This is a genomic window from Aeromonas aquatilis (assembly GCF_054052405.1).
In genome coordinates this window covers 1-25,908 of sequence record NZ_JBSTYP010000021.1, presented here as the reverse complement: position 1 = coordinate 25,908, position 25,908 = coordinate 1, and the positions used below count along the sequence as shown (strand labels likewise).

Sequence of the window (25,908 nt, the reverse complement as noted above, 5' to 3'; positions counted from 1 at the left end):
ACAGCCTGTGCGCATGAAGACGTTACAGGAAGAAGGGGCTTGGCTGGAACAGCCGCTCCACTTCCGGGATATACTTCTTGTCCACCAGAAACATGACTACGTGGTCATCCTGCTGGATCTTGGTGCGATCGTGGGCGATCAGTACTTCATCCCCGCGTACTACGGCACCGATAGTGGTGCCCGGCGGCAGCTTGAGCTCGCCCACCGTCTTGCCGACCACCTTGGAGGTGTTCTCATCGCCGTGGGCGATCGCCTCGATCGCTTCGGCGGCACCACGGCGCAGGCTGTAGACGTTGGCAATATCGGCCCGGCGCACGTGGGTAAGCAGGGCCGAGATGGTTGCCTGCTGCGGCGAGATGGCGATATCGATGGAACCACCCTGCACCAGATCCACGTAGGCGCCGCGCTGGATCAGCACCATGGTCTTCTTGGCCCCCATCTTCTTGGCGAGCAGGGCCGACATGATGTTGGCCTCATCCTCGTTGGTTACGGCGATGAAGACGTCGATCTGATCGATATGCTCCTCGGCCAGCAGTTCCTGATCCGCCGCATCGCCGCAGAAGACAATGGTGTTCTCCAGCAGTTCGGAGAGCTGCTCCGCCCGCTTTTGGTTGCGCTCGATAAGCTTGACGCTGTAACGCTTCTCCAGCTGGCGGGCGAGGCCGGCACCGATGTTGCCGCCACCGACGATCATGATGCGGCGGTAGGGGCTCTCTAGACGCTGCAGCTCCGACATCACGGCACGGATATGGCCCGCCGCCGCCACGAAGAAGACCTCGTCATCCGCTTCGATGATGGTGGTGCCTTGCGGGCGGATCGGGCGGCCCTGACGGAAGATGGCCGCTACTCGAGTTTCGATGTTGGGCATGTGCTCGCGCAGGGTGGAGAGGGCGTTGCCCACCAGCGGGCCACCGTAGTAGGCCTTGACGGCTACTAGACCGACGCGGCCACCTGCAAAATCAACCACTTGCAGAGCACCCGGATATTCGATCAGGCGACGCACATAGTCGGTCACCAGCTGCTCCGGTGCGATCAGGTGATCCACCGGCACCGATTCGGGCAGGAACAGCCGATCCCGTTCAGTCAGATAGGCTGGCGAGCGGATCCGCGCCACCTTGTTCGGGGTGTTGAACAGGGAGTAGGCCACCTGACAGGCGATCATGTTGGTCTCGTCACTGTTGGTGACGGCGACCAGCATGTCGGCATCCTGAGCCCCCGCTTCGCGCAGCACCTTGGGGTGAGCGCCGTGCCCGTTGACCACCCGCAGGTCAAACTTGTCCTGCAGTTCGCGCAGGCGCTCACTGTCGGTATCGACGATGGTGATGTCGTTGTTCTCCCCGGCCAGGTTCTCGGCCAGGGTGCCGCCGACCTGGCCGGCTCCCAAAATGATGATCTTCATAGGGAACGTCTACTCACGTTGATGCTGTAAAGGTGAGCGCCAGAATGGATCTGGCAGCTCTCCCGAATGAGGTTTGTCATGCCAGGCTCAGAGCTTGACCAGTTTGGCGTAGTAGAAGCCATCCATCTCGGCTTCACCCGGCAGGAACTGGCGACCCGGGCAGTCCGGAGTGTCCTGTTCGTGCAGCGGTACCAATTTGGCATCTTTGGTCGCGGCAAGGAAGGCGCGGATCTGGTCGCGGTTCTCTTCCGGCAGGACGGAGCAGGTGGCGTAGAGCAGGGTGCCGCCGCTTTTCAGCTTGCCCCAGAGGGCATTGAGAATGCGGCGCTGCAGCTCGGCCAGCTCGCGAATGTCCTGATCACGGCGCAGCCACTTGATGTCTGGGTGGCGACGGATGACGCCGGTGGCGGAGCAGGGGGCATCCAGCAGGATGCGGTCGAACTGACCCTCCGGCCACCACTGTTCCGGTGCCGCGGCATCGCCATGGATCACCTTGGCGGTCAGGCCGATGCGGTCCAGGTTCTCCTGCACCCGCTTGAGGCGGTTTTCGTCGGCATCGACGGCCACCACGCCAGCCAGCTTGGGCTGACGCTCCAGCAGGTGGGCGGTCTTGCCGCCGGGGGCCGCGCAGGCATCCAGCACCCACTCGCCCGGTTGCGGGTCGAGCAGTGCCGCAGCTTGTTGTGCTGCACCATCCTGTACCGAGCAGTCACCGACCTCGAAGCCGGGTAGCTTGGTCACATCGCAAGGACGCTCCAGCAGGATGCAATCCTCGCCCTCTTCACCGGCCACGGCATTGATGCCGGCTTCGGCCATGCGAGCCAGCATGGCATCGCGGCTCTGGCGCTGGCTGTTGTTGCGGATCCACATGGGGGGACGCTGGTTGTTCGCCTCCATGATGAATTCCCACTCATCGTGATAGGCCTGACGCAGGCGCTTGGTGAGCCACTCCGGATGACCGAGGCGAATGTTGGGAACACGGTCGATACGCAGCAGAATGACTTCGGCGCTGCGCTGGAAGTTACGCAGCACGCCGTTGATGAGGCCACGCAGGGAGGTGCCCTTGAGCAGTTTGACGGCGTTGACGGTCTCGGCCACCGCGGCGTGAGCCGGAATGCGGGTGTAGATGAGCTGATAGAGACCGACCAGAATGAGGTAGTGGAAAATGCGGCTCTTGTTCTTGAGCGGCTTGTCCATCATCTCGTTGACTGCCGCATCGAGGCGGGGCAGCCAGCGCAGGGTGCCGTAGCAGAGTTCTTGCAGGAGAGCGCGATCGCGAGGCGCAACCTTCTCCTGGGCAGCAGGCAGAACAGCGGAGAGGGATTGACCCTGATCCAGCACCTGTTGAATAACGAGAGCGGCCTGTGCACGTGTTTTCATAGAGTTACCTTAGATGCGCAAGTCGGGGCCTGGGCCCCGCTTGTGTCAATTCAATCCAGTTCAATTCAATTGCGTGCCGGGTTCAAACCAGTCGCGGCGAGAGTTGAGCAGATCCGAAACGGACATCGCCTTCTTGCCGGGCGGTTGCAGGGTCAGCAGGCGCAGTACCCCTTTGCCGGTAGCGATATCGATCCCCTGCTTGTCGGCCTTGAGCAGGGTGCCGGCGGGTTGGCTGTGGTCGCTGTCAATGACGGCGGCTTGCCATACCTTGACGGTCTGGTCAGCCACTTCAAACCAGCTGATGGGCCAGGGGTTGAACGAGCGGATGCAGCGTTCGATGGCAACAGCCTCCATCGACCAGTCGATGCGGGCCTCTTCCTTGGAGAGCTTTTCGGCGTAGTTGGCCAGCGCATCATCTTGCACCTCGGCAGCGGTTTCACCGGCGGCCATGGCATTGATGGTGTCGACCAGTGCCTGCGGGCCCAGCTCGGCCAGCTTGTCATAGAGGCTGGCGGAGGTCTCGTCGGCGGCGATGGGGCAGGTCACTTTGCGGATCATGGCGCCGGTATCCAGTCCCACATCCATCTGCATGATGGTGACGCCAGTTTCGGCATCGCCCGCCCAGATGGAGCGCTGGATCGGTGCGGCACCGCGCCAGCGGGGCAGCAAGGAGCCATGGACGTTGATGCAGCCCAGCCGCGGGGTATCGAGTACCACCTTGGGCAGGATCAGACCATAGGCCACCACCACCATCAGGTCGGCGCCCAGTGCAGCAAGCTCGGCTTGCGCCTCTTCCTTGCGCAGAGAGGCTGGTTGGTAAACCGGCAGATTGTGGGTCAGGGCCAGCTCTTTGACCGGGCTGGCGGTGAGCTTCTGGCCGCGACCGGCGGGCTTGTCCGGCTGGGTATAAACGGCGACGACCTCGTGGTCGGAAGACAACAACGCCGCCAGGTGACGGGCGGCGAAGTCGGGAGTACCGGCAAAAATCAGTTTCAGCTTATTCAATGGGGCAGATCCTCAGAGGACTTTGCGATCTTCACGGGCCATCTTTTCCAGCTTCTGGCGAATGCGCTGGCGCTTGAGCGGGGACAAATAATCCACAAACAGCTTGCCGACCAGATGATCCATCTCATGCTGGATGCAGATGGCGAGCAGATCATCGGCTTCCAGCTCGAACGGCTTGCCGTTGCGATCCAGAGCGCGGATCTTGATCTGTTCGGCGCGCGGCACCAGAGCACGGCTGCCGGGCACGGAGAGGCAACCCTCTTCAATGCCGGTGCTGCCGCACTGCTCGATGACCTCCGGATTGATCAATACCAGAGGATCTTCACGGTTTTCAGAGACATCGATCACTATGATGCGCTGGTGAATGTCGACCTGAGTCGCGGCGAGGCCAATGCCTTCCTCCGCGTACATGGTTTCGAACATATCATCTACAATGTGTTGTAACTCGGGTGTAAAGGTCTCGACAGGGGCTGCAATGGTGCGCAGACGCTCATCGGGAAAACGCAATACATCTAGAATGGCCATAGTTTTTTCTTTAGTTTCGTATAAATGCAGTCAATATTGGCGTAATTCTAGTCATTTACGCCGACAAAAAACAGCAACACTTTGCGTGCAGAAGTAACAGGGAGTGTTATGTATCTGAAGCAAACCATCCTCGCCTGCCTGCTGGTGACCGTGAGCCACTCCGCTCTGGCCGACCAGCTGAGGCTAAAAGCGGGTTATCCCGAAAGCTATGTGGTGCAAAAAGGCGACACCTTGTGGGATATCTCCGGCAAGTATCTCTCCGAGCCCTGGCTGTGGCCTCGTCTCTGGAACATCAATCCGCAGATAGCCAATCCTCACTGGATCTACCCCGGTGATGTGCTGCACTTGAGCTGGGTCAATGGTGAACCCCGGCTCGGCAAGGCGATGCAGGGGGGCAAGCAGGTCATCCGTCTCGGCCCGAAAACCCGTTACGAGAACAAGGCCAACCCCATTCCGACCCTACCCATCAGCGAGATCGGTCCCTTCTTGCAAACCGACCATATTCTGGCAGACAGTCAGCAGCAGAAAACCCTGCCTTATCTGCTGGGCTCGGACCAGAAACATATCGGCATGCTGGAGGGGGACACCCTCTATGTTCAGGGCTCCCTGACGCCTGGCCAGATGTATGGCATCTATCACCCAGGGGTGGTCTACAAGGATCGTGAAACCGGTGAACAACTGGGTCAGGAGGCCATCTTTGCCGGTGTGGTGCGGGCCGTGGCTCGTCTTGGCGATCGGACCGAAGTGACGCTGACTCACAACCAGCGTGAAGTGCTGCAGGGCGATAAGGTGATGCCGCTACCCGATCAGGAGAACATGCCCGCTGTCTTCATGCCAAAGGCGGCACCTGCCATCACGCCGGGCTACATCATCGACTTGCCGAACAAGACCCGGGGGGGTGGCAAATTTGATGTGGTGCTGATCAATCGGGGCGGCCGTGATCAACTGGTTGCAGGGGATGTGCTGGATGTCCGGCGGCCCGGCGCTGCCTTGGTTACCAAGAATGGGACCGTGCAGTACAAAGAGCTCTCGTCGGTCTATAACAAAGTGTTTTACAGTAGCAACAAGAAGGCACCACTGCCTTCCGAAGCGATTGCCCGCGTCATGTTGTTCAAGGTGTATGACAAGGTGAGTTACGGTCTCATCATGCAGAGTAACGACATGGTGAGTGCGGGTTATCAGGTCACTCACTTCTGACGTGAGCTACCCCGACGAGCGTCAGGCGCTCTGGTTAACCCTCAATGCGGTCACCGGGATTGGCCCGGTGACCGCATCCCGCCTGTTGACGCGGGTCGGGGGAAGTATTGATGCCCTGTTCCAGTGCGATGAAGTGCAACTGCATGGCATGGGGCTATCGTCAGAGCAGATCAGGCAACTGCGCTGGCCCTCGCCGATTGTCGAACAGAGCCTGGCTTGGGCCGCGTTGCCTGGCAACGTCCTTATTGCGCAAGATCACCCGGTTTACCCCTCTTTGCTGCGGGAGATCCCCGCTGCCCCCTTGTTGCTCTACTGTCGTGGAGATCTTGCTGCGCTGTCGCTACCCCAGCTGGCAATGGTGGGGACACGTCATCCTACCTATGCAGGCAAAGATAATGCGTCCCGCCTTTGTAGCGAGCTGGTTGAGTGCGGGTTAGCCATCACCTCGGGCCTGGCGCTCGGTATCGATGGTGTTTGCCATCAGCAAGCGCTGGCTTGTGGTGGCATCACCCTTGCCGTGTTGGGTTCCGGGTTGGATTGCCTCTACCCCAAACGCCATCAGGGATTGGCAGGTCAGATTCTGGAGAGCGGTGGTTTGCTTATCTCCGAGCTGGCGCCGGATAAAGGGCCGCTGGCTGAACATTTTCCTCGTCGCAACCGTATTATCAGTGGTCTGTCGCTGGGAACTCTGGTGGTGGAGGCGACAGAGCAGAGCGGTTCGCTGATCACCGCTCGTTATGCGCTAGAGCAGGGGCGCGAAGTGTTTGCGGTACCTGGCGCCCCGCAAAATGCCCAGGCGATAGGGTGCAACAGATTAATTCAGCAGGGGGCCAAACTTGTGCTGAGTGCGGCCGATATAGTGGAAGAGCTGCCAGAGTGGGTCGCACGACCAGATCCGTCGGTCATACCATCTGAGCAACCGCATAATAGCGAATTGCCTTATGCCGATTTGTTGGATAACGTAGATTATGAGACCACGAGCGTGGATACCGTTGCCGAGCGGGCCCAGCTTCCTGTCGAAGTGGTATTGGGCAGGTTGGTAGAGCTGGAGCTGGCCGGTGCAGTGATGGCGGTAGCCGGTGGATACGTCAGAGCGAGGAGGGCGAATCATGTTTGATGTATTGATGTACCTTTTCGAGACCTACATCCACAGCGATGCAGATGTAATGGTCGAGCAGGATGAGCTCACCGACGAGCTGAGCCGGGCCGGTTTCGATAAAGAAGAGATCGACAAGGCGCTCGACTGGCTGGAGCGGCTGGCCAATCTGCACGATAGCGAGCGGGAGGTCTATGTCACCGCCAGCGCGCAAGGCTCGATGCGTATCTATGCTCCGCAAGAGCTGGCACGCCTCAGCACCGAGTGCCGCGGCTTCCTGCTGTTTCTGGAACAGGCCCAGGTGCTGAATGCCGAAACCCGCGAGATCTGTATCGAGCGCCTGCTCGAACTGGACAAGCCGGATATCGAGCTGGATGACCTTAAGTGGGTCGTCATGATGGTGCTGTTCAACGTACCGGGCAGTGAAAATGCCTACCAGCAGATGGAAGAGCTGGTGTTTGATGAGTCAGACGGCGTCATTCACTGACAGTCCGGTGCCGCGCTGGTAGAATTCAGGCCATCTGGATTTCAAGGCGCGGCCCATGTCAAAAATCGATCATCACCTCTTTTCAGCCCACGAACATGCCTTCGAGCGCGAGTCGTGCCCGCAGTGCGGGGCCGAGCTGGTGATCCGCCAGGGCAAACATGGTCCCTTTCTTGGCTGTTCTGCCTATCCTGCCTGTGATTACATTCGCTCCCTGACGCCATCCGGCCGCGACATCGAAAAGGTGCTCGAAGGCTCTGCCTGTCCCGATTGCGGAGAGCCGTTGGCGATCAAGAAGGGGCGTTACGGTCTGTTTGTCGGTTGTACCCAGTATCCGGCCTGTCAGCACATCGAATCCCTGCAGGAGAGCGATGATACCCAGATCCTCTGCCCCGAGTGCGGCAAGGGTCATCTGGTGAGCCGGACTTCCCGCTACGGCAAGCAGTTTTACTCCTGTGATGGCTATCCACACTGCAAATATGTGGTGAATGACAAACCGATCCCCATGCCTTGCCCCGCGTGTGGCTGGGGCATCATGGTTGAGAAAAAAGTGAGGGGAACTCTGCGTTGGGTCTGTCCGCAAAAGAAATGCGGCCACCAAAGTGAGCAGGTATAATCCCGCCGCCGCAACCGGATTGAAACGTTTTCGGTGAACTTCAACCCCCCACTTGGAGTAAGGAAATTCCCACCATGAATAAACCCTTTGTTGCCGTATTGATGGGCTCTGATTCTGATTTCCCCGTGATGCAGACCACCCTCGAGGTGCTCAAGTCATTTGATATCGCAGTGGAAGTCAAAGTCACCTCCGCGCACCGCACGCCGGCTGCGACCCATCAGTATGTGACCGATGCCGAGGCCCGTGGCTGCAAGGTCTTTATCTGTGCTGCCGGTCTGGCTGCGCATCTGGCGGGTGCCGTAGCCGGCATCACGACTCGTCCCGTGATCGGGGTGCCCATCGATGGTGGCCCGCTCAAGGGGCTGGATGCGTTGCTCTCCACCGTGCAGATGCCGGGTGGTGTACCGGTGGCGACCGTGGCGATCGGCAAAGCCGGTGCCAAGAACGCAGGTTATCTGGCAGCCCAGATGCTGGCAGTAGCCGATGATGAACTGGCGGCCAAGGTTCGGGCCGAACGCCAGAAGAATGCCGAAGAGGTGATGGCCAAGGATGCCGCCCTGCAGGCTCAACTCAAGTAAGTGAACGGGTGGCGATCCGGATGTGTCGTATTTTCCTATGCAACAGCAAAACGTCACTTTGCCATGGTCGCCGCCATACGGATTCAACTTTCTACTAAGTGACGAGGCGGCAGCCAGGCTGCCGCATTTTTCCTATGCCAAATGAATTTGAACAGGCGGTTGCTGCCCTCCAGCAGGAAGGGGTGATTGCTTATGCGACCGAGGCCGTGTTTGGTCTGGGTTGTGATCCCGACTCCGAGGTGGCGGTGCAGCGACTGCTGGCCATCAAACAGCGTCCGGTGGAGAAAGGGTTGATCCTGATTGCTGCCGATTTGGCGCAATTACAGGATTACATCGATCTGAGCCAGCTTAGCGGCGAGCAACTGGCTCGGGTTGAAGCCAGCTGGCCCGGCCCCTTTACCTGGATCATGCCTGCCCGTGCAACGACGCCGGCCTGGCTGACCGGGCAGTTCGAGACCTTGGCGGTACGCGTGACGGCTCATCCTCAGGTGCGGGCGTTGTGTCGCGCCTTTGGCAAGCCGCTGGTCTCTACCAGCGCCAACCTGACCGGTGAGGAGCCTGCCCGTCGGGTGGCCGATATTGGTGAGCGGCTGGCAAGCAAGTTAGCCTATATCCTGCCCGGTGAAGTGGGTGGTCAAGCTAACCCATCCGAGATCAAGGACGCCCGAACCGGCGCCATTATTCGCCCCTCCTGAGCTGGCGTATACGTCATGATTTGCTATCAATCCGCTGAGCGGTGAGCTCATATGATTGATTTAACTATAAAAATGGACAGGGCGTTCACGATCCTGCCTGACTGGAGACAAGATGAGCAAACCGGATGTGGCCCAGGTCAAGGCCTTCCTGTTGCAGTTGCAGGACGAGATCTGCCGTGGTCTGGAGCAGGCCGACGGCAGTGGACACTTTGTGGAAGATGCCTGGAGCCGTGAAGGCGGTGGCGGTGGGCGAACCCGCGTGCTGCGCCACGGCGCGGTGATCGAGCAGGGCGGGGTCAACTTCTCCCATGTCTATGGCGATGCCATGCCTGCCTCTGCGACGGCCCATCGGCCCGAGTTGGCCGGTCGCAAGTTCGAGGCGATGGGGGTGTCGCTGGTGATCCATCCGCACAACCCCTATGTGCCGACCAGCCACGCCAATGTCCGTTTCTTCATCGCCGAGAAGGAAGGTGAAGAGCCGATCTGGTGGTTTGGCGGTGGCTTCGATTTGACGCCATTCTATCCATTCGCCGAGGATGTGCAGCACTGGCATCAGGTCTCCCGTGATCTCTGCCAGCCCTTTGGTGATGATATCTACCCCGAGCTCAAATCCTGGTGCGATCGCTACTTCTTCCTCAAGCACCGCAACGAGACGCGAGGGGTGGGCGGCCTCTTCTTCGACGATCTGAATCGCTGGCCTTTTGCCGACTGCTTTGCCTTTATGCAGGCGGTCGGTCGGGGATATCTCGATGCTTACCTGCCGATCATCGAACGACGCAAGGCACTGCCCTATGGCGAGCGGGAGCGGGAGTTCCAGCTCTATCGTCGCGGCCGTTATGTGGAGTTCAATCTGGTGTATGACCGTGGCACCCTGTTCGGGCTGCAGACCGGCGGACGTACCGAGTCGATCCTGATGTCGATGCCACCGCTGGCACGTTGGGAGTATGACTGGCAGCCGGAGGCGGGCACTCCTGAAGCCTTGCTCTACACCGATTACCTCACGCCACGAGAATGGCTGTGACCCGGGGGCCATGATGGCCCCTTTTTACTGGCCGATATTCGGCTTGTTCCCGAGTGCGAAAACCCGTTAAATCGGAATATTGCCCTCTGATGGAACTCTTTGATGGATCGTTATCTGGTTTTTGGCCACCCGGTGCGCCACAGCAAGTCCCCCTTCATTCACACCCTGTTTGCCAGACAAACCCAGCAAGAGCTGGAGTATGGGCTGGCTGAACCCGCCGTCGACGAGTTTGCCCAAGCCCTGCGCACCTTCTTTGGCCAAGGGGGCAAGGGATGCAATGTCACCGTTCCCTTCAAGGAGCAGGCATTCACTCTGGTCGATCGCTTGAGCCCGAGGGCCAAACGGGCGGGCGCGGTCAATACCATCAAGCTGACCGATGATGGCGTGTTGCTGGGGGATAATACCGATGGCGCCGGTCTGGTCGCCGATCTCAAGTCCCATGGAGTGACGCTGGCGGATAGCCGGATCCTGCTGCTGGGTGCCGGCGGCGCGGCTCGTGGTGCGTTGGCGCCGCTGCTGGCCGAGCTGCCGAGCGAGCTGGTGATCGCCAACCGTACCCACGCCAAAGCGCAGCAGCTGGCTGCCGAGTTTCACGATCTGGGGCCCGTGACCGCCCATATCTATGAGCAGTTGGCAGGGCCGTTCGACCTCATCATCAACTCCACCTCTGCCAGCTTGCAAGGGGAGTTGCCGCCGTTGGCTCCTGCCCTGATCCACACTGATATTGCCATCTACGACATGATGTATGGCGCCTCGGATACGGCGTTTATCCGTTGGGCCAAACAGCATGGGGCCCGTCAAACCATGGATGGACTCGGCATGCTGGTGGAACAGGCCGCCGAAGCTTTTACCGTGTGGCGCGGAATTCGTCCCGGGACTAAACAGGTATTGAGAGAGTTGAAGCGTAACTTGGGGGTGATATGAACCAGGGTATTCTGTTTCCCGACCTGATGGAGTGGCAGGCTGACGAACAGCGGGTGCGTTTTCCTGCCCAGCAGATGGGGGCGCTGATAGATTGTTACATCAGCCAGCGGCGACTGGAGAGAATGACAGGTCTGGCGCTGACGAGGGAGGATGACATCGTCAGAGCCTTCGAAAGTGTACGTTTTGATATTGAAGATATGGCTGAAAAACTCATTGAAGAACAAGAATTTGCTGAAGATGGCGCTATCTACCTCTGATTTTTTTAAAGTTTTTTTGTTTGGTAGCGGAACTACTTTGAAATGGCGCTGACTAACTAGATAGTTGAGGAAGTGCTAGCTAGTCACCTTTATAACTCCCCGGTATTCGTACTGGGGATTTTTTATCTGCATGAAAGTAAAATGTTTTTTCTTAATCTGTAAGTTGTGAAACTAAATTACATAAATTACTTTCACTTTCTGCTGCTTTGCTGTACAGTTGTCTGCGTAGGGTACAGAGGTAAGATGTTCTATCTTTCAGACCTTTTATTTCACGTAATTGAATGTGGCTGAATAGCTGCCCCGATGAGGTTCTCGTCGGGGTGTTTTTTTATGTGTGGCATTTAGAGTAAATGCTTTAAATTGGCGATGCATTTGATAGAATGAGGCTGCTTCTTGAGGAATACCTGTCGTCTGGTACTCAAGACTCAGCTTCTTCCCAATTTTTTGAACTTATTATTTCAGGCTGGATGGCATCACTGTCGTCCGGCCTCATTTTTATCCCTTCCGGTCAGGTTCTGTAATTAAATTTCATTTTGGTCTCTTTTTGTAATTCTTGTTCGTTTTGAAAAAACGAATTTGAAAACGCTATCAACGCCTACTTAAGTTAATTGTTTTTGTGAATTAACTTCCTATCTATATGAAATTTAAGCAGTATTGGATATGTCGGAGGAGGCGAATGCGGGGTATTTGTCGTGAGACAGGTGAAAGCGGCAATCTGAAACCCTTTCAATCAGCGGAGGAGTGCTCCGCCAATTGCAAGGAGAGCGAGGAGTAGATTACTCCTCGGCAGGTTGCTGTTCATCAGCGTCCAGCAGGTCGGTATCGTCACCACTGACGTACCATTCGGTCAGGGTTTGCGCCAGCTTCTCCACACCGATATTGGTGAGGGAGGAGAACGCTTCGACCTGGATCTGGGAACCGAGGTTGGCAACGGCCTGGCGCACCTTGATCACCTGGTTGTTGCGCGGGCCGGGGCTCAATTTGTCAGCCTTGGTCAGCAGCAGCATGACGGGCAACTGACGGTGCGAGCTCCACTCCAGCATGTTCATGTCGGTATCTTTGAGCGGGTGGCGGATGTCCATCAGGATCACCAGACCTTTCAATGACTCACGGCGCTGCAGATACTCTGCCAGTGACTTTTGCCACTTGAGCTTCATTTCCAGCGGAACTTGCGCATAACCATAACCCGGCAAGTCGACCAGACGCTTGCCCGGTTCCAGCTCAAACAGGTTGATCAGCTGGGTACGACCGGGTGTCTTACTGGTGCGCGCCAGGTTCTTGTGTTTGGTTAAGGTGTTCAATGCAGATGACTTACCGGCGTTGGAACGGCCGGCAAACGCGATCTCGACACCCCCATCATTTGGCAGGTGACGGATGTCGGGTGCGCTGGTCACAAAATGCACCTTATTGAAATTCAGAGTTTGTGTATCCAACGTAAATTCCCCATGGAGATAGAGGGTTATAGAGTTACTTTTTTGTAAAATGGTGTAAAATAGCGTCGCTTAAACGCGTTTATTTTAACATGCCTTCAGCGGCATGGGATCTGGAAGCCTAATAACGAAAAGTTGGAACGCCATGAAGAACCTAGTCATTACTCTTGCTCTGATGGTTGGCGTAACGGGGATGGCACAAGCCAAGGGCGATGCCGCTGCGGGACAGACCAAGGCTGCCGTTTGTGCGGCTTGTCATGGACCGGACGGAAACAGCCTGGTTGATATGTACCCCAAAATTGCTGGTCAGCACGCATCATATATCAAAAAGCAGTTAGTTGAACTGAAGGCTGCCGCTTCTGGTCAAATTGGCCGGGTTGCGCCAGTGATGGGGCCGATGGCGTTACCTTTATCGGAACAGGACATGGATGACCTGGCGGCTTATTTTTCCAGCCTGAAGGTTACCCCTATCGCTGTCCCTGACGACGTGGTCGAAGCGGGCAAGGCACTCTATATGGGTGGTGACATGAGTCGCGGTCTGGCAGCTTGTACGGCTTGCCATGGTCCCCGTGGCTCGGGTGTCGAACAGGCGAAGTATCCCAACCTGTCCGGCCAGCATCCTGCCTATATCAAGGCTCAGCTCACCGCATTCCGTGCCGGGACGCGTGACAACGATCCGAATGGTATGATGCGGGACGTTGCCAAGAAACTGACTGATCAGGATATTGAAGCCCTCTCCAAATATGTGGCAGGTCTGCACTGATATAGTCGATACGGTCGATTTGAGTTGAAACGGGGAGCCTGGGCTCCCCGTTGTTTTTATGGCTTTCAGATAATTCTCGGTTTAATCCCCCCGTTCTGTAAGAGATCTCCCATTCTCAAGGCAGGCCAAGGCTCATAAAATTGCATAAAATATTAAATAATCATTATTTATCAGTGTGTTATGTTGGTGTTGATGTTTTTCGAGATGTTGAGAATCTTTTGGGTGGATTGAGCCGTTTTATAGAGTTGATACATTAAGCTCAATGGATTCACCCACGGATTGGGTGGCGGTTTCACGACAGGGTGTTGTGAGCAGAGGATGGCTGGCGTGGCGGGATGCCATGGGCTCGCATGAGCTGGCAAGGGATTTGAAGGATCAGGATGGTGACCATCTCCGGAGCGGGATGGGGTTGCGGGATGCAGACTCCCCGGCACGATGGCAGGATGCGGTCGCGACGGGTCAAACAGGCACACGCACATTCAGGAACGACCAATACAAGGTCAGGATGACCACACAACGATATGCTGCGGCGACAAGTTGTCACGGAGAGGACGAAACAGATTGTTTTGCCATTCAGGATGGCGCACGCATGAACATATCAAGGCAGCTTCGGCTGCCTTTTTTCTTTTGGGTCATTAACCCGATTAGCCATTCTGTGTCAAAATACCAGTAACATGCCCAGAGGATACCGATCCTGCGGTGTTCAGTGGCCTGATTGGGCCAGATTGGTGCGGGATCCTGCTCTTGTTCCAGCCTTACTGTTCCTCGCATCGTATCCCACCGGGTGAGATCATCCCGGGTACGGGTCAATCCAGTTATTTTTCGGAGTTAGCCATTCATGTCTGCTAAACAACCCACTCGCAAGCCTACTGGCAAGCGCAAAGAATCTGATGTCAGTGCTCAGGAAGGCCGTGAGCGTAAACGGGCTGCCAAGCGCAAGGGCCTGAAGGCTGGTTCTCGTCAGCAAGTTGAACAGTCAAAGAGCAAGTCTGGCAACAGCCAGTCCAAAGATCCGCGTATCGGTTCCCGCAAGCCGGTAGTACTGGTGGTTGATGACAAACAGAAGAAGCCGGCAGCACCCAAGGCGGTGAAAGAGAAGAAGCTGGTGATGACCCCCGAGCAGGAGCTGGCTTCCATCGAAAACGATGACCGCTTGAATGATCTGCTGGATCGTCTGGATGCCGGTGAAACCCTGGAAGCGGCCGAGCAGGCTTGGGTTGATCAGCGTGTCGACCGTTATCAGGAGCTGATGGATGAGCTGGGCATCATCGACAACGACGATGATGAAGATGATGAGCTGCCGTTTGATGATGGCGATGACGCCGAGTTCGACGAGCAGAAACCAGCCTCCGAAGAGGAGTTGTGGGACCGTTTCAACCAGGTCGATTTCAAGCCGGAACCCAAGCCTGAGCCGAAGAAAAAGTGATGAGTGGATGGATGCTGGCCGCCCTGTTGGGCGGCCTGATTTTGTCAGGATTGGCCATCTATGCAGGCATGCTGCTGGCCAGACTGAGGCGACAGCAAGCGATGCAGTGGCAGGCTATAACTGCTCGCAATGAGCGAATTCTGGAGAGCGTGCGGGTCATTGCTCATGCGGTGCAGGAGGGGCAGTGCGATTACTCCGAAGGCGCCATTCGGCTGACCAATCTGCTGGATGCGTTGCAGATCAAGGGGGGGCGAGCATTCGTTGCCGAGTTCCCGGGTCTGTACGGGCTGTATGAGAAGGTGAAAGATATGCCGACTCATGAGGCCAGACGTGCCCTCAAGCGCAATGAAGTGATGAAGATGGATCTCGAACGAAGCGGCTACGAGGCCGAGCTGGAGGCTCAGATCCTCAAGGATGTTGCCCAGCTGAAGGATTTTCAGTTAGGTCGGTGAGCCAACAATAACAACAAGAGAGGAAGCGAGCGTGCAAGCAGAACAGATTGTGTGGGATCAGGCCCTGATCGAAAAATATAACTACAGTGGCCCGCGATACACCTCTTATCCCACTGCGCTGGAGTTCAACGAGAGCTTCGGCTATCCGGATTTTGTCCGCGCAGCCGGCCAGTATCCCGAGCGCAATCTGTCGCTCTACGTGCACATCCCTTTCTGTCACAAGCTCTGCTACTACTGCGGCTGCAACAAGGTCATTACCCGTCATCAGCACAAGGCTGACGAGTATCTCGACTACCTGGAGCAGGAGATCAAGGCGCAAGCCCCGCTCTTCAAGCACCGTCTGGTCACCCAGCTGCACTGGGGTGGTGGAACACCCACCTATCTGGATGAAGCACAAACGCGCCGTCTGATGGCCATGCTGCGTGAGCACTTCCATTTCGCCGCAGAGGGGGAGTTCAGCATCGAGGTCGATCCGCGCGAGATCGCCATGACCATGCTGGATGTGCTGCGAGACGTCGGCTTCAACCGCATCAGCCTTGGGGTGCAGGATTTCAACAAGGATGTGCAGGTCGCGGTTAACCGCGAGCAGGACAACGACTTTATTAAAGCCATGTTGGAACGAGCCCGCGAACTCGGTTTCCGCTCGACCAACCTCGACCTTATCTATGGCCTGCCGCATCAGGATCGTGCCAGCTTCCACCATACGCTGGAAGAAGTGCTCAAGACCGATCCGGCGCGCCTCTCCATCTTCAACTATGCCCATCTGCCGAGTCGCTTTGCCGCCCAGCGCAAGTTGAAAGAGGTGGATATGCCTGCTCCGCAGGAGAAACTGGCCATGTTGCAGGACACTATCGCCTTTCTCACTGGTCAGGGTTACCAGTTCATCGGCATGGACCATTTTGCCAAACCCGATGACGAGCTGGCGGTCGCGCAGCGCGAGGGCAAGCTGCACCGCAACTTCCAGGGCTATACCACTCAAGGTGATTGCGATCTGCTGGGGCTGGGGGTCTCCTCCATCAGCATGATCGGTGATGCCTACTCCCAGAACCAGAAAGAGCTCAAGACCTATTACGCACAGGTTGCAGAGCTGGGTCATGCCCAGTGGAAAGGCTGCTCGCTCAATCAGGATGACCTGATCCGCCGTGAGGTGATCAAGCGGCTTATCTGTGATTTCCGTCTGAACTTTGCCGCTGTCGAACAGGCGCACGGGCTCAATTTCAGAGAGTATTTTGCTGACGATCTCAAGCTGCTGCAGACCTTCATCAACGATGGATTGGTGCGTATGACGGAGGATGGTCTGGAGGTCTCCTCCACGGGGCAGTTGCTGATCCGCAATATCTGCATGTGCTTCGATGTCTATCTGCGCAACAAGGCGCGCCAGCAGCAGTTCTCTCGTGTGATATAAGTTGTGCTTGCCGATCAGAAAACAGAAAGGGGCGCCATCGTGGCGCCCTTCTCATATTGTTTTTTGCTTAAGCAGCGGGTCTGGAAGGTTCTGGCAATAAGGCCGCGATAAGCCAAGCAATCGGGCCGTAAAACGCAGATAGACCCTGTAAATTCAATTGTGTAACCGCCCACGAATAAGTAACTTTTTCAAAAGGATACCTTCGTGGGTAAGCAAATGGACCAAGACAAACTCAAAGCACTGGCCGCTGAGCTGGCCAAAGACATCAAGTCTGAAAAAGATCTCGGCACCCTCACCCAACAGCTGATCAAGCTCACCGTCGAGACCGCGCTCAATGCCGAGATGGACGAGCATCTGGGCTACGAGAAACACGCCCCACAAGGCCGCGGGACCGGCAACAATCGCAATGGCTATTCCACCAAACGCCTAAAAGGGCAGCACGGAGAGGTCACTATCCAGGCGCCTCGTGACCGTAACTCCTCCTTCGAACCTCAGTTCGTCCGCAAGGGATAGTCCCGCCTGACCCAGATGGACGACCAGCTCCTCGCCCTCTACGCCAAGGGTTTGAGCACGCGGGATATCGTGGATGCGTTCAAAGAGATGTATGACGCCGACATCTCGGCAGGGCTGGTATCGAAAGTGACCGAACGTGTCATTGAGCAGGTCCACGAATGGCAAAACCGGCCGCTGGACCCGCTCTATCCCATCGTCTATCTGGACTGCATTGTGCTGAAGATCCGCGCGAACCAGCGGTTGATCAACAAGTCGCTCTATCTGGCACTGGGCATCAATATGGAGGGGCACAAGGAGCTGCTGGGCCTGTGGCTGGCCGAGACTGAAGGGGCGAAGTTCTGGCTGTCGGTTCTGACCGAGCTGAAGAACCGCGGCTTGGAAGACATCCTGATTGCGTGTGTGGACGGTCTCAAGGGTTTCCCTGATGCCATTGCTGTGGAGTATCCCCAGACCAAGGTGCAACTGTGCATCGTCCACATGGTCCGCAACTCGCTGCGCTATGTCTCCTGGAAGGACTACAAGACAGTGACGGCGGATCTGAAGCAGATCTACCACTCTGCGACGGAACGTGGGGCTCAGCAGGCGCTGGCGGCCTTCGGCGAGCGCTGGGATAGCCAGTACCCGCAAATAGCGCGCTCCTGGCAGGGCAACTGGGATAATCTGAATCACGCTGTTCGATTATCCCCCCGCCATCCGGAAGGTGATTTACACCACCAATGCGATCGAGTCACTGAACAGCGTGCTGCGCAAAGCGACCAAGCAAAGGAAGCTCTTCCCGACCGACGACTCGGCGCTAAAAGTGGCGTTTCTCGCGATACAGCAGGCCTCCAAGAAATGGACCATGCCGATCCAGAATTGGAAGCTTGCCCTGAATCGCTTTATTATCGAGTTCGGAGATCGCCTGAACGGTCACCTGTAATGGAGTGGGCAGTTACACAGAATCATTTACAGGCTCCGCAGATAAAAAGATGGGGGCGACTTGCGTCGCCCCCGGTAGTCGTATCGCTCACATCCTTGAACGAAGTTGCTCCCTGCAATCCCTGACTGTTTACCTCTTCCTTTAGGTTTCCCCTTCCCAATCCTTTGGGGTGTCCTTTAGCCATCTTGGCCTGACGAGTCATCCTGTCCCGTCGCACTTTCTCCATCCCGGGAGGTGTCCTTTACCACATCCTGTGGTGAGTCCATTTGCCCAACCCTGGCAGCCAGTCTTCCTGACCGACTTCATTGCGTCCGTGCATGAGTAACTATAAGGATTTTCTAACCGGCTACAACGCCAGATTGGAAAACGTTTTTGTAATTAGCTATTTCGAAAGTGGTGAGTTTCAATTTATTCATTTATAAACAGCTAGTTAAGTTTCTCGTCTTCATGTTTTAAGATCTTATCTTCCGATTATCTCGGGGATCTTTTAGGCTGTTTACTTACATGTGGAATGGCAGATCTCTTACGCGGCATTTTGGTTGCTTCAGAAACAGATTTTGCAGTCTGATGATGGTCATTCGGGGTGAGTTGGCGAGGCACACAAGAGCGGTTGAATGGAGAAATTATGAGCGCTGGTTGAGTCGCTCATAGATGGTCTGGCGCTCTTCCGGGGTGAGCGAAGAGAAGTAGTGGGTAAAGAGGCGCAGCAACAGGGACTTGTTCATGCCATCTTGCTGGGTCAGATTACCCAGCTCGTCGATGGCCACCGTGCTCATGGAGAAGGTGGCCTTTTTGTAGCTGGGCTTCAGGTGCTCGCCACTCTCGATAAAGGCCAGCGCCGACAACGCCTCGTCACGATGCAGGCCCAGTTCAAGGCTGACCACCTTGGGTTTGCCCTTGGCATAGAACTCCGCATCTTCGATAAATTCGTCGACGGTGAACTTCTTCTGGTGATGCAGCTGGTGCTTTTTCTTCAGATCGGCCAGACCCATCTCACACCCCCACTTGCAGGAACTCTTTGGCGATGGCCCGGATCTCTTCGGCGGATTTGCCATCCGGTTCGATCTCCATCACCGACAGTCCCTTCTCTTCGCTGTCGTCATAGACGTTGCGGCCATAGGTGATGGCGTTCAGGACGTCGACACCGAACGAGGAGCAAACCTCTTTCGCTTCCAGAATGCGTTTTACCTGATTGGGCAGGGCGGGGCACTGGGTCAGCACCACGGCTGCATTGAGCGTCGGATTGACCATCTTGCAGGTGGTGATCAGATCTTCCATGTGGGGCAGGGTCTTGAGGTCACGGCGTTTCGGGCGCAAGGGGATCAGGGCGTGGGTGGCGACAGCCATGGTGGAGCGCAGAGCCCGGTTGTCCTGCCCGCCGCAATCGACGATGACGTAGTCGTAGCGGTTTTTCAGGCTGAGCAGGTCGTTGCGAATATTGCCATAGAGCTGTACGCAGTTGATTTGTGGCAGCTCCGGGTTGTCATTGCGCTCCTGAATCCAGTCAGAGGTGGTGCGCTGCGGGTCGCAGTCGACCAGTAACACCTCCCCCTGAAATTGGGATCTGAGGTAGACCGCCAGATTTTGTGCCAGGCAGCTCTTGCCACTCCCCCCCTTCTCTCCACCGACCAACAAGATCATGACGTTCCCCTATCCATGAGAAAACCGCTGATTTCAGTATAGGAGGGGCCAGCCTCATCACAAGGCGAGAGGAGTGATGCTCCTCCCGTTGTGTCGATTAGTAATGAACGCTGCCTCCCTGCCAGCGGCAGACATAGTCAGGCACCAGCATCTGGGGGGCCTGGTCGACATGGCATACCACCATGGGCATGGCAGGGGCTCCTTCAGCTTGAATGAAGGTAGGGAGCGCAGAGAGCAGCAACGTTGCGAGCAACAGCATGGGTTTCATCTTCATAACAACTCCTGAGTAGTGCCATTCATATGTGATCTGGATCACTTTCTGAGTTAAGTCGAGGTTGGCGCCAGCGCAAGGTGGGACGAATAAATTCAATTACTGAAAAAAGTATCAAAAGGCGTTGTGGTGACAGACGAGGATGGCTGCCCACCTCGATGCGGACTTTGTGCATATTAAGTTGAACCGCACAAAGAGGTGGTGACTGATGAGGCCGAGCCTGATGGGGTTGGCATCAATGCCATGATCTGGAACAAGAAAAGATTTATGCAGTGAATGTGGTCGATGTGAGTATTTATTTCTCCCGCGTTCCTCCCGTCACGGCGATGTATTCAATACCTAGGGAGTAATATTCAAATTTTATTTGTAAAATTATTTATGGTGATGATTTTTAACGGTTTTTGTTATTTACATTTAATCACTCCAGTGAACTGACATGAATAAAAAATGAATCAATCTGAAATATAGCAGGGTGGTTTTGCATGGTTATTCGGTGCGATTTGTTTGGAAAATGCGCAATTTGCTACCGGGGTCATAGATTGGATGGTGAATATATTCAGTTCCGAATGAATGTGATCAATGTCTAAGTTTATCGCGATTCGCAGGGCTAACCTCGGTCTCGAAAGGCAAGGGCAGGATAGAACATAAGCCGATTACCCTACATAAAGAATATCCCGCCTTAGCCACGAGCATGAATAGAAGGAATCTATTCAATCACTCGCAGGGACCACTGCTAGACGGAATATAATCATGAGCAAATTTTATGTAGGTTCTGAAGTTGGCCAATTGCGCCGTGTCATGTTGCACCGCCCCAACCTCAGTCTGAAGCGTCTGACTCCTTCCAACTGCCAGGATCTGCTGTTCGATGACGTCCTGTCTGTTGAACGCGCCGGTCAGGAGCACGACAAATTCGCTCAGGTACTGCGCGATCAGAATGTCGAAGTTTTCCTGCTGACCAATCTGCTGGCGGAAACACTTGATGTGCCGGAAGCCAAAACCTGGCTGTTGCAACATCAGGTCTCCGACTACCGCCTCGGCTCTTCTTTTGCCAACGACGTGCGCTGCTTCCTGGCTGACATGCCGCACCGCGAACTGGCCCGCATTCTCTCCGGCGGCCTGACTTACTCCGAGATGCCCTACAGCGGCGTCAACATGGTAGTAGGCATGCACGCTCCGACCGATTTCATCATCGAGCCGCTGCCCAACCACCTCTTTACCCGTGACACCTCCTGCTGGGTTTATGGCGGCGTCTCCATCAACCCGATGGCCAAGCCGGCCCGTCGTCGCGAGACCAACCACGTGAAGGCCATCTACCGCTGGCACCCGATGTTTGCCGGTCAGGACTTCATCAAGTACTTCGGTGACGAGGAGCGTGACTACGACAACTCCACCATCGAGGGTGGCGACGTGCTGGTTATCGGCCGCGGCGCCGTGCTGATCGGCATGTCCGAGCGCACCACCCCGCAAGGTGTCGAGCATCTGGCTCGCAGCCTGTTCAAACACGGTCAGGCCAAGCAGGTCATCGCCATGGAGCTGCCGAAACACCGCAGCTGCATGCACCTGGATACCGTCATGACTCACATGGACATCGACACCTTCTCCGTCTATCCGGAAGTGATCCGCAAGGATGTGCAGTGCTGGAGCCTGACTCCGGGCGGCGCCACCGGCATGAACATCAAGGAAGAGGGTTACTTCGTCACCGCTATCGAGAAAGCGCTGGGCGTGGATCAGCTCAAGATCATCACCACTGGCGGTGACAGCTTCGAAGCCGAACGCGAGCAGTGGAACGACGCCAACAACGTGCTGACCGTACGTCCCGGCGTGGTGGTGGGTTACGAGCGCAATACCTACACCAATGAGAAATATGACAAAGCCGGTATCACAGTTCTCTCCATTCCGGGTGATGAACTGGGCCGTGGCCGCGGCGGCGCCCGCTGCATGAGCTGCCCGATGGAACGCGACAGCATCTGATGAGACGGCGTGGCGCCGGCAGAAGCTGGCGCCACACAGAACCAAACTCGAGATTAACCACTATGAAAAAACCAACTGTCGTCGTCGCTCTGGGTGGCAATGCACTGCTCCGTCGTGGTGAGCCACTGGAAGCGGATATCCAGCGCAAGAACATAGCAACTGCCGCCAAGACCATCGCCCTGATCGCTCAGGAGTACAACGTGGTGCTGGTGCATGGCAACGGCCCGCAAGTCGGCCTGCTGGCCCTGCAGAACAGCGCCTACACCAAGGTATCCCCCTATCCGCTGGATGTGCTGGGTGCCGAGTCCCAGGGCATGATCGGCTACATGCTGATCCAGGAGCTGAAAAACCTGATGCCGAGCCGCAACGTCACCGCGCTGCTGACTCAGGTGCAGGTCGATCCCAAGGATCCGGCATTCGCCAACCCGACCAAATTTATCGGCCCCGTCTATGAAGAAGCGGAAGCCCGCACCCTGGCAGAAGAGAAGCACTGGGTGGTCAAGGCTGACGGCAAGTTCTTCCGCCGCGTAGTGCCGTCCCCGCTGCCCCAGCGCATCGTCGAAGGCGACGCCATCGAAACCCTGATTGCCCAGGGCCACCTCATCATCTGTACCGGTGGTGGCGGTATCCCGGTGACCTGGGATGGCCAGAGCCTGACCGGTATCGAAGCCGTCATCGACAAGGACATGTCTGCCGCCTATCTGGCCAAGCAGATCAAGGCCGACGCCCTGCTGATCCTGACCGACGCCGATGCCGTCTATCTGGATTGGGGCAAACCGACCCAGCGTCCGCTGCGAGTCACCAGCCCGGACGAGCTGGCCGGGGTCAAGTTCGATGCAGGTTCCATGGGACCAAAAGTCGAAGCCTCCTGTGAATTTGTCAAAGCGACCGGCGGCATGGTCGGCATCGGCTCGCTGGAAGATGGCCTCGCCATCCTCAAGGGGGAAGCCGGCACCAATATCGTCGCCACCCGCACCGTACACGCGTAATTACCGATATCTGTACTGAGAATGCGTAGTCAACACTACTGCCCGAACTGGTCTGAAACATATATAGAGAGAACTCATCATGGCTTTTAATCTGCGTAACCGTAACTTCCTGAAACTGCTGGACTTCACCCCGCGCGAAATCCAATACATGATCGACCTGGCCATCGACCTGAAGAAAGCCAAATACGGTGGCTACGAGCGCAAGCATCTGGTCGGCAAGAACATCGCCCTGATTTTCGAGAAGACCTCCACCCGTACCCGCTGTGCGTTTGAAGTAGCGGCCTTCGACCAGGGCGCTCAGGTCTCCTACCTTGGCCCAAGCGGTTCCCAAATCGGTCACAAGGAGTCCATGAAGGACACCGCTCGTGTACTGGGTCGCATGTATGACGGTATCGAGTACCGCGGCTACGGTCAGGAGATCGTGGAAGAGCTGGGCGCCTACGCCGGTGTCCCGGTCTGGAACGGCCTGACCAACGAATTCCACCCGACCCAGATCCTGGCCGACTTCATGACCATGCTGGAGCACGGCAAGGGCAAGCGTCTGGATCAAATCAAGTTTGCCTACCTGGGGGATGCCCGCAACAACATGGGTAACTCCCTGATGGTCGGTGCCGCCAAAATGGGCATGGACATCCGTCTGGTCGCGCCGAAAGCCTTCTGGCCGGAGGAGGAGTTGGTTGCCAAGTGCCGCCTGATCGCCGAAGAGACCGGCGCACGCATCACCCTGACCGAAGATGTGAAAGAGGGTGTGCTGGGTGCTGACTTCCTCTACACCGACGTATGGGTATCCATGGGTGAAGCGAAAGAAGCCTGGGATCAGCGCGTCAAACTGATGACTCCGTATCAGGTCAACATGGATGTCATCAACGCCACCAAGAATCCTGATGTGAAGTTCATGCACTGCCTACCGGCGTTCCACAACGACGAGACCACCATGGGCAAGGAAGTGGCTGACAAATATGGCATGAAAGGCCTGGAAGTGACCGAGGACGTGTTCGAATCCGAGCACAGCATCGTGTTCGACGAGGCCGAAAACCGGATGCACACCATCAAGGCAGTGATGGTTGCTACGCTGGGCGACTAAGGTCGCAGTAGTGGTGCCGGGGGGCGACCCCCGGCTTTTCGACCATGTGACAGCGGCATAATACCTCTAACCCTACAACCCGCAGCCTGCATGGATACCACACCCACAGAAGGAAGCTGGACCATGACCAAATTCAAGTTCCCGTCAGCCTACACGATACTGTTTGTGCTGATCGCCCTGGTGGCCGCCATGAGCTGGATAGTACCAGCCGGCAAATATGAGATGACCATGAACGAAGCCCTCGGCAAAGAAGTGCCGGTGGCGGGTACCTACAAACTGGTGGAGGGCAATCCTCAAGGGATTGTCGATGTGCTGTTGGCGCCCATTGATGGCCTCTACAACCACGAGACTTACGAAGCCGGTGCTATCGACGTCTCCCTCTTTATCCTGATCATCGGCGGTTTTCTGGGCATAGTGACCAAGACAGGTGCCATCGACGCCGGTATCGAACGGGTGACCGATCGCCTGCGTGGCCGTGAAGAGTGGATGATCCCGATCCTGATGGCACTGTTTGCCGCGGGCGGTACCATCTACGGCATGGCCGAAGAGTCCCTGCCTTTTTATGCCATGTTGGTGCCGGTGATGATGGCCGCCCGCTTCGACCCGGTTGTCGCCGCGGCGACGGTATTGCTGGGTGCTGGGATCGGTGTGTTGGGCTCGACTATCAACCCTTTTGCCACTGTTATTGCTGCCAATGCTGCTGGAATCTCCTTCACCGAAGGTATCTGGCTGCGGGTCTCCATGCTGGTGATTGGCTGGCTGATCTGTGTGGCCTATGTGATGCGCTACGCCAAAATGGTGCGCAGCGATCCGAGCAAATCGCTGGTGGCTGACAAGTGGGAAGAGAACCGTGCCCACTTCCTTGGCAACAAGAGCGACCAGATGCTGGAGTTCACCCTGACCCGTAAAATCGTGCTGGGTATCTTCGTCGCCTCCTTCGCCGTGATGATCTACGGTGTGGCTGTGCTGGGCTGGTGGATGGCGCAGATCTCCGGCGTGTTCCTGGCTGCTGCCATCATAGTCGGTGTCATCTCCCGCATGAGCGAGGAGGAGCTGACCTCCAACTTTATCGATGGTGCTCGCGACCTGCTGGGTGTGGCGCTGATCATCGGTATCGCCCGCGGTATCGTGGTAGTGATGGACAACGGCATGATCACTCACACCATACTGCACAGCGCAGAAGGGATCGTGACTGGCCTCTCCACCATCGTCTTTATCAACGTGATGTTCGTGCTGGAAGTGGTGCTCTCCTTCCTGGTGCCGTCCTCCTCCGGTCTGGCCGTGCTGACCATGCCGATCATGGCGCCGCTGGCCGACTTCGCCAACGTAGGCCGCGAACTGGTGGTGACTGCTTACCAGTCTGCCTCCGGTCTGGTGAACCTGGTGACCCCGACCTCCGCCGTGGTCATGGGTGGTCTGGCTATCGCCAAAGTGCCCTATGTGCGCTGGGTCAAGTGGGTGGCACCGCTGCTCGGCATCCTGGCGGTACTGATCGTGGTCTGCCTGAGTCTGGGGGCCGTGCTCTCCTGAGGGATGACAAGCAAGATGAAACGGGAGCCTGCGAGCTTAATGCCGATCAGTTAAGGATCCATTGACCGATCCTTCTGTTGTGTGAAAATCCGAAACCAGTTGATTGGTTTCGGATTTTTTATGCGTATCGCCCATGCTCTCGACTTCCTCCACGCCAGCAATACTGCCCAGTTTGAGTCACTCTCCGACCTCATTCCCCCCGAACTCATCACTTCCCTGCTCGGCGAAGAGGGCGTTGCGACCCTACGTCGTCGCCGTATGCCCATGGAGCGCCTGGTCTGGGCCATTATCGGCATGGCTATCTTCCGCCACGTCCCCATGACCCAGCTCGTAAATC

General features: G+C 56.6%; 27 protein-coding genes and 1 pseudogene. 20 read left to right on the top strand and 8 right to left on the bottom strand.

The window, feature by feature from the left end; all coding sequences use genetic code 11:
- Nucleotides 1-22: 22 nt before the first annotated feature.
- From trkA to def, 4 genes are all read right to left on the bottom strand, one after another.
- Entirely contained in the window at nucleotides 23-1,399 is a 1,377-nt protein-coding gene (gene trkA / locus ACW5W8_RS10260; protein ID WP_005339689.1) for a Trk system potassium transporter TrkA, read from the bottom strand.
- Between the two features lie 87 nt (nucleotides 1,400-1,486).
- Nucleotides 1,487-2,779 carry a 16S rRNA (cytosine(967)-C(5))-methyltransferase RsmB gene (gene rsmB, locus ACW5W8_RS10255; protein ID WP_498627695.1) on the bottom strand — a complete coding sequence of 431 codons (1,293 nt, stop codon included), beginning with the start codon at nucleotides 2,777-2,779 and terminating at the stop codon, nucleotides 1,487-1,489.
- Nucleotides 2,780-2,839: 60 nt separating this feature from the next.
- Nucleotides 2,840-3,784, bottom strand: a complete 945-nt coding sequence (gene fmt / locus ACW5W8_RS10250; RefSeq protein WP_498627693.1) for a methionyl-tRNA formyltransferase — start codon at nucleotides 3,782-3,784, stop codon at nucleotides 2,840-2,842.
- A gap of 12 nt (nucleotides 3,785-3,796) precedes the next feature.
- Nucleotides 3,797-4,309 carry a peptide deformylase gene (gene def / locus ACW5W8_RS10245; protein WP_498627691.1) on the bottom strand — a complete coding sequence of 171 codons (513 nt, stop codon included), beginning with the start codon at nucleotides 4,307-4,309 and terminating at the stop codon, nucleotides 3,797-3,799.
- 108 nt (nucleotides 4,310-4,417) lie between these two features.
- Between def and ACW5W8_RS10240 the strand changes: the two genes are divergently transcribed.
- The 10 genes from ACW5W8_RS10240 (at nucleotide 4,418) to spfP (ending at nucleotide 11,468) form a co-directional block, all read left to right on the top strand.
- The gene (locus ACW5W8_RS10240) at nucleotides 4,418-5,506 is read left to right on the top strand and encodes a LysM peptidoglycan-binding domain-containing protein (protein ID WP_498627689.1); all 1,089 of its coding nucleotides are present in this window, start codon (nucleotides 4,418-4,420) and stop codon (nucleotides 5,504-5,506) included.
- A 1-nt stretch (nucleotide 5,507) separates the two neighbouring features.
- Complete coding sequence (dprA, locus tag ACW5W8_RS10235) at nucleotides 5,508-6,623, top strand: DNA-processing protein DprA (protein ID WP_498627688.1); 1,116 nt, start codon at nucleotides 5,508-5,510, stop codon at nucleotides 6,621-6,623.
- Complete coding sequence (locus ACW5W8_RS10230; protein ID WP_005339699.1) at nucleotides 6,616-7,089, top strand: DUF494 family protein; 474 nt, start codon at nucleotides 6,616-6,618, stop codon at nucleotides 7,087-7,089. Before dprA ends, ACW5W8_RS10230 begins: the two co-directional genes overlap by 8 nt.
- A gap of 55 nt (nucleotides 7,090-7,144) precedes the next feature.
- On the top strand, nucleotides 7,145-7,702 hold the full coding sequence (locus ACW5W8_RS10225) for a DNA topoisomerase family protein (protein ID WP_498627685.1): 558 nt from the start codon (nucleotides 7,145-7,147) through the stop codon (nucleotides 7,700-7,702).
- Nucleotides 7,703-7,776: 74 nt separating this feature from the next.
- Nucleotides 7,777-8,280, top strand: coding sequence for a 5-(carboxyamino)imidazole ribonucleotide mutase (gene purE, locus ACW5W8_RS10220; RefSeq protein WP_005339704.1), 504 nt, complete (start codon nucleotides 7,777-7,779; stop codon nucleotides 8,278-8,280).
- A 134-nt stretch (nucleotides 8,281-8,414) separates the two neighbouring features.
- A complete protein-coding gene (gene tsaC, locus ACW5W8_RS10215; protein ID WP_498627684.1) occupies nucleotides 8,415-8,975 on the top strand; it encodes an L-threonylcarbamoyladenylate synthase type 1 TsaC in 561 nt (186 codons plus the stop codon).
- Nucleotides 8,976-9,087: 112 nt separating this feature from the next.
- Nucleotides 9,088-9,996, top strand: coding sequence for an oxygen-dependent coproporphyrinogen oxidase (gene hemF / locus ACW5W8_RS10210; protein ID WP_498627682.1), 909 nt, complete (start codon nucleotides 9,088-9,090; stop codon nucleotides 9,994-9,996).
- Between the two features lie 102 nt (nucleotides 9,997-10,098).
- Complete coding sequence (gene aroE / locus ACW5W8_RS10205; RefSeq protein WP_498627680.1) at nucleotides 10,099-10,920, top strand: shikimate dehydrogenase; 822 nt, start codon at nucleotides 10,099-10,101, stop codon at nucleotides 10,918-10,920.
- The gene (locus ACW5W8_RS10200; RefSeq protein WP_019445781.1) at nucleotides 10,917-11,177 is read left to right on the top strand and encodes a DUF1488 family protein; all 261 of its coding nucleotides are present in this window, start codon (nucleotides 10,917-10,919) and stop codon (nucleotides 11,175-11,177) included. Before aroE ends, ACW5W8_RS10200 begins: the two co-directional genes overlap by 4 nt.
- Before the next feature lie 243 nt (nucleotides 11,178-11,420).
- Nucleotides 11,421-11,468 (top strand): small protein SpfP, encoded by a 48-nt coding sequence (gene spfP, locus ACW5W8_RS10195; protein ID WP_462101308.1) that lies wholly within the window; start codon nucleotides 11,421-11,423, stop codon nucleotides 11,466-11,468.
- Nucleotides 11,469-11,953: 485 nt separating this feature from the next.
- Here the strand turns inward: spfP and yihA are convergent, their stop codons facing one another.
- Entirely contained in the window at nucleotides 11,954-12,610 is a 657-nt protein-coding gene (gene yihA / locus ACW5W8_RS10190) for a ribosome biogenesis GTP-binding protein YihA/YsxC (protein WP_026034975.1), read from the bottom strand.
- Nucleotides 12,611-12,752: 142 nt separating this feature from the next.
- On the opposite strand from yihA, the gene ACW5W8_RS10185 reads away from it, so the two are divergent.
- The 5 genes and pseudogenes from ACW5W8_RS10185 (at nucleotide 12,753) to ACW5W8_RS10165 (ending at nucleotide 18,085) form a co-directional block, all read left to right on the top strand.
- A complete protein-coding gene (locus ACW5W8_RS10185; protein ID WP_005339710.1) occupies nucleotides 12,753-13,370 on the top strand; it encodes a c-type cytochrome in 618 nt (205 codons plus the stop codon).
- Nucleotides 13,371-14,208: 838 nt separating this feature from the next.
- Nucleotides 14,209-14,796, top strand: a complete 588-nt coding sequence (gene yihI, locus ACW5W8_RS10180) for a Der GTPase-activating protein YihI (protein ID WP_498627677.1) — start codon at nucleotides 14,209-14,211, stop codon at nucleotides 14,794-14,796.
- An 11-nt stretch (nucleotides 14,797-14,807) separates the two neighbouring features.
- Nucleotides 14,808-15,248 (top strand): DUF2489 domain-containing protein, encoded by a 441-nt coding sequence (locus ACW5W8_RS10175; RefSeq protein WP_005339712.1) that lies wholly within the window; start codon nucleotides 14,808-14,810, stop codon nucleotides 15,246-15,248.
- 31 nt (nucleotides 15,249-15,279) lie between these two features.
- The gene (gene hemN / locus ACW5W8_RS10170; protein ID WP_498627676.1) at nucleotides 15,280-16,653 is read left to right on the top strand and encodes an oxygen-independent coproporphyrinogen III oxidase; all 1,374 of its coding nucleotides are present in this window, start codon (nucleotides 15,280-15,282) and stop codon (nucleotides 16,651-16,653) included.
- A 216-nt stretch (nucleotides 16,654-16,869) separates the two neighbouring features.
- A pseudogene (locus ACW5W8_RS10165) lies at nucleotides 16,870-18,085 on the top strand (IS256 family transposase).
- 623 nt (nucleotides 18,086-18,708) lie between these two features.
- Here the strand turns inward: ACW5W8_RS10165 and ACW5W8_RS10160 are convergent.
- The 3 genes from ACW5W8_RS10160 to ACW5W8_RS10150 form a co-directional block, all read right to left on the bottom strand.
- Nucleotides 18,709-19,077, bottom strand: a complete 369-nt coding sequence (locus ACW5W8_RS10160; RefSeq protein WP_005339715.1) for a hypothetical protein — start codon at nucleotides 19,075-19,077, stop codon at nucleotides 18,709-18,711.
- A gap of 1 nt (nucleotide 19,078) precedes the next feature.
- On the bottom strand, nucleotides 19,079-19,726 hold the full coding sequence (locus ACW5W8_RS10155; RefSeq protein WP_005339716.1) for an AAA family ATPase: 648 nt from the start codon (nucleotides 19,724-19,726) through the stop codon (nucleotides 19,079-19,081).
- A gap of 97 nt (nucleotides 19,727-19,823) precedes the next feature.
- Nucleotides 19,824-20,000, bottom strand: coding sequence for a hypothetical protein (locus tag ACW5W8_RS10150; protein WP_171971570.1), 177 nt, complete (start codon nucleotides 19,998-20,000; stop codon nucleotides 19,824-19,826).
- A 747-nt stretch (nucleotides 20,001-20,747) separates the two neighbouring features.
- Here ACW5W8_RS10150 and arcA point away from each other — a divergent pair.
- The 5 genes from arcA to ACW5W8_RS10125 all read left to right on the top strand — a co-directional run.
- Nucleotides 20,748-21,968, top strand: a complete 1,221-nt coding sequence (arcA, locus tag ACW5W8_RS10145; protein ID WP_005339718.1) for an arginine deiminase — start codon at nucleotides 20,748-20,750, stop codon at nucleotides 21,966-21,968.
- Nucleotides 21,969-22,030: 62 nt separating this feature from the next.
- Nucleotides 22,031-22,957 (top strand): carbamate kinase, encoded by a 927-nt coding sequence (gene arcC / locus ACW5W8_RS10140; protein WP_005339719.1) that lies wholly within the window; start codon nucleotides 22,031-22,033, stop codon nucleotides 22,955-22,957.
- A gap of 79 nt (nucleotides 22,958-23,036) precedes the next feature.
- Nucleotides 23,037-24,041 carry an ornithine carbamoyltransferase gene (argF, locus tag ACW5W8_RS10135; protein ID WP_005339721.1) on the top strand — a complete coding sequence of 335 codons (1,005 nt, stop codon included), beginning with the start codon at nucleotides 23,037-23,039 and terminating at the stop codon, nucleotides 24,039-24,041.
- Between the two features lie 123 nt (nucleotides 24,042-24,164).
- Nucleotides 24,165-25,571 carry a YfcC family protein gene (locus tag ACW5W8_RS10130; RefSeq protein WP_498627674.1) on the top strand — a complete coding sequence of 469 codons (1,407 nt, stop codon included), beginning with the start codon at nucleotides 24,165-24,167 and terminating at the stop codon, nucleotides 25,569-25,571.
- Nucleotides 25,572-25,691: 120 nt separating this feature from the next.
- Nucleotides 25,692-25,908: transposase domain-containing protein (locus ACW5W8_RS10125; RefSeq protein WP_498627673.1), on the top strand; the 217-nt coding region annotated here is incomplete at its 3' end.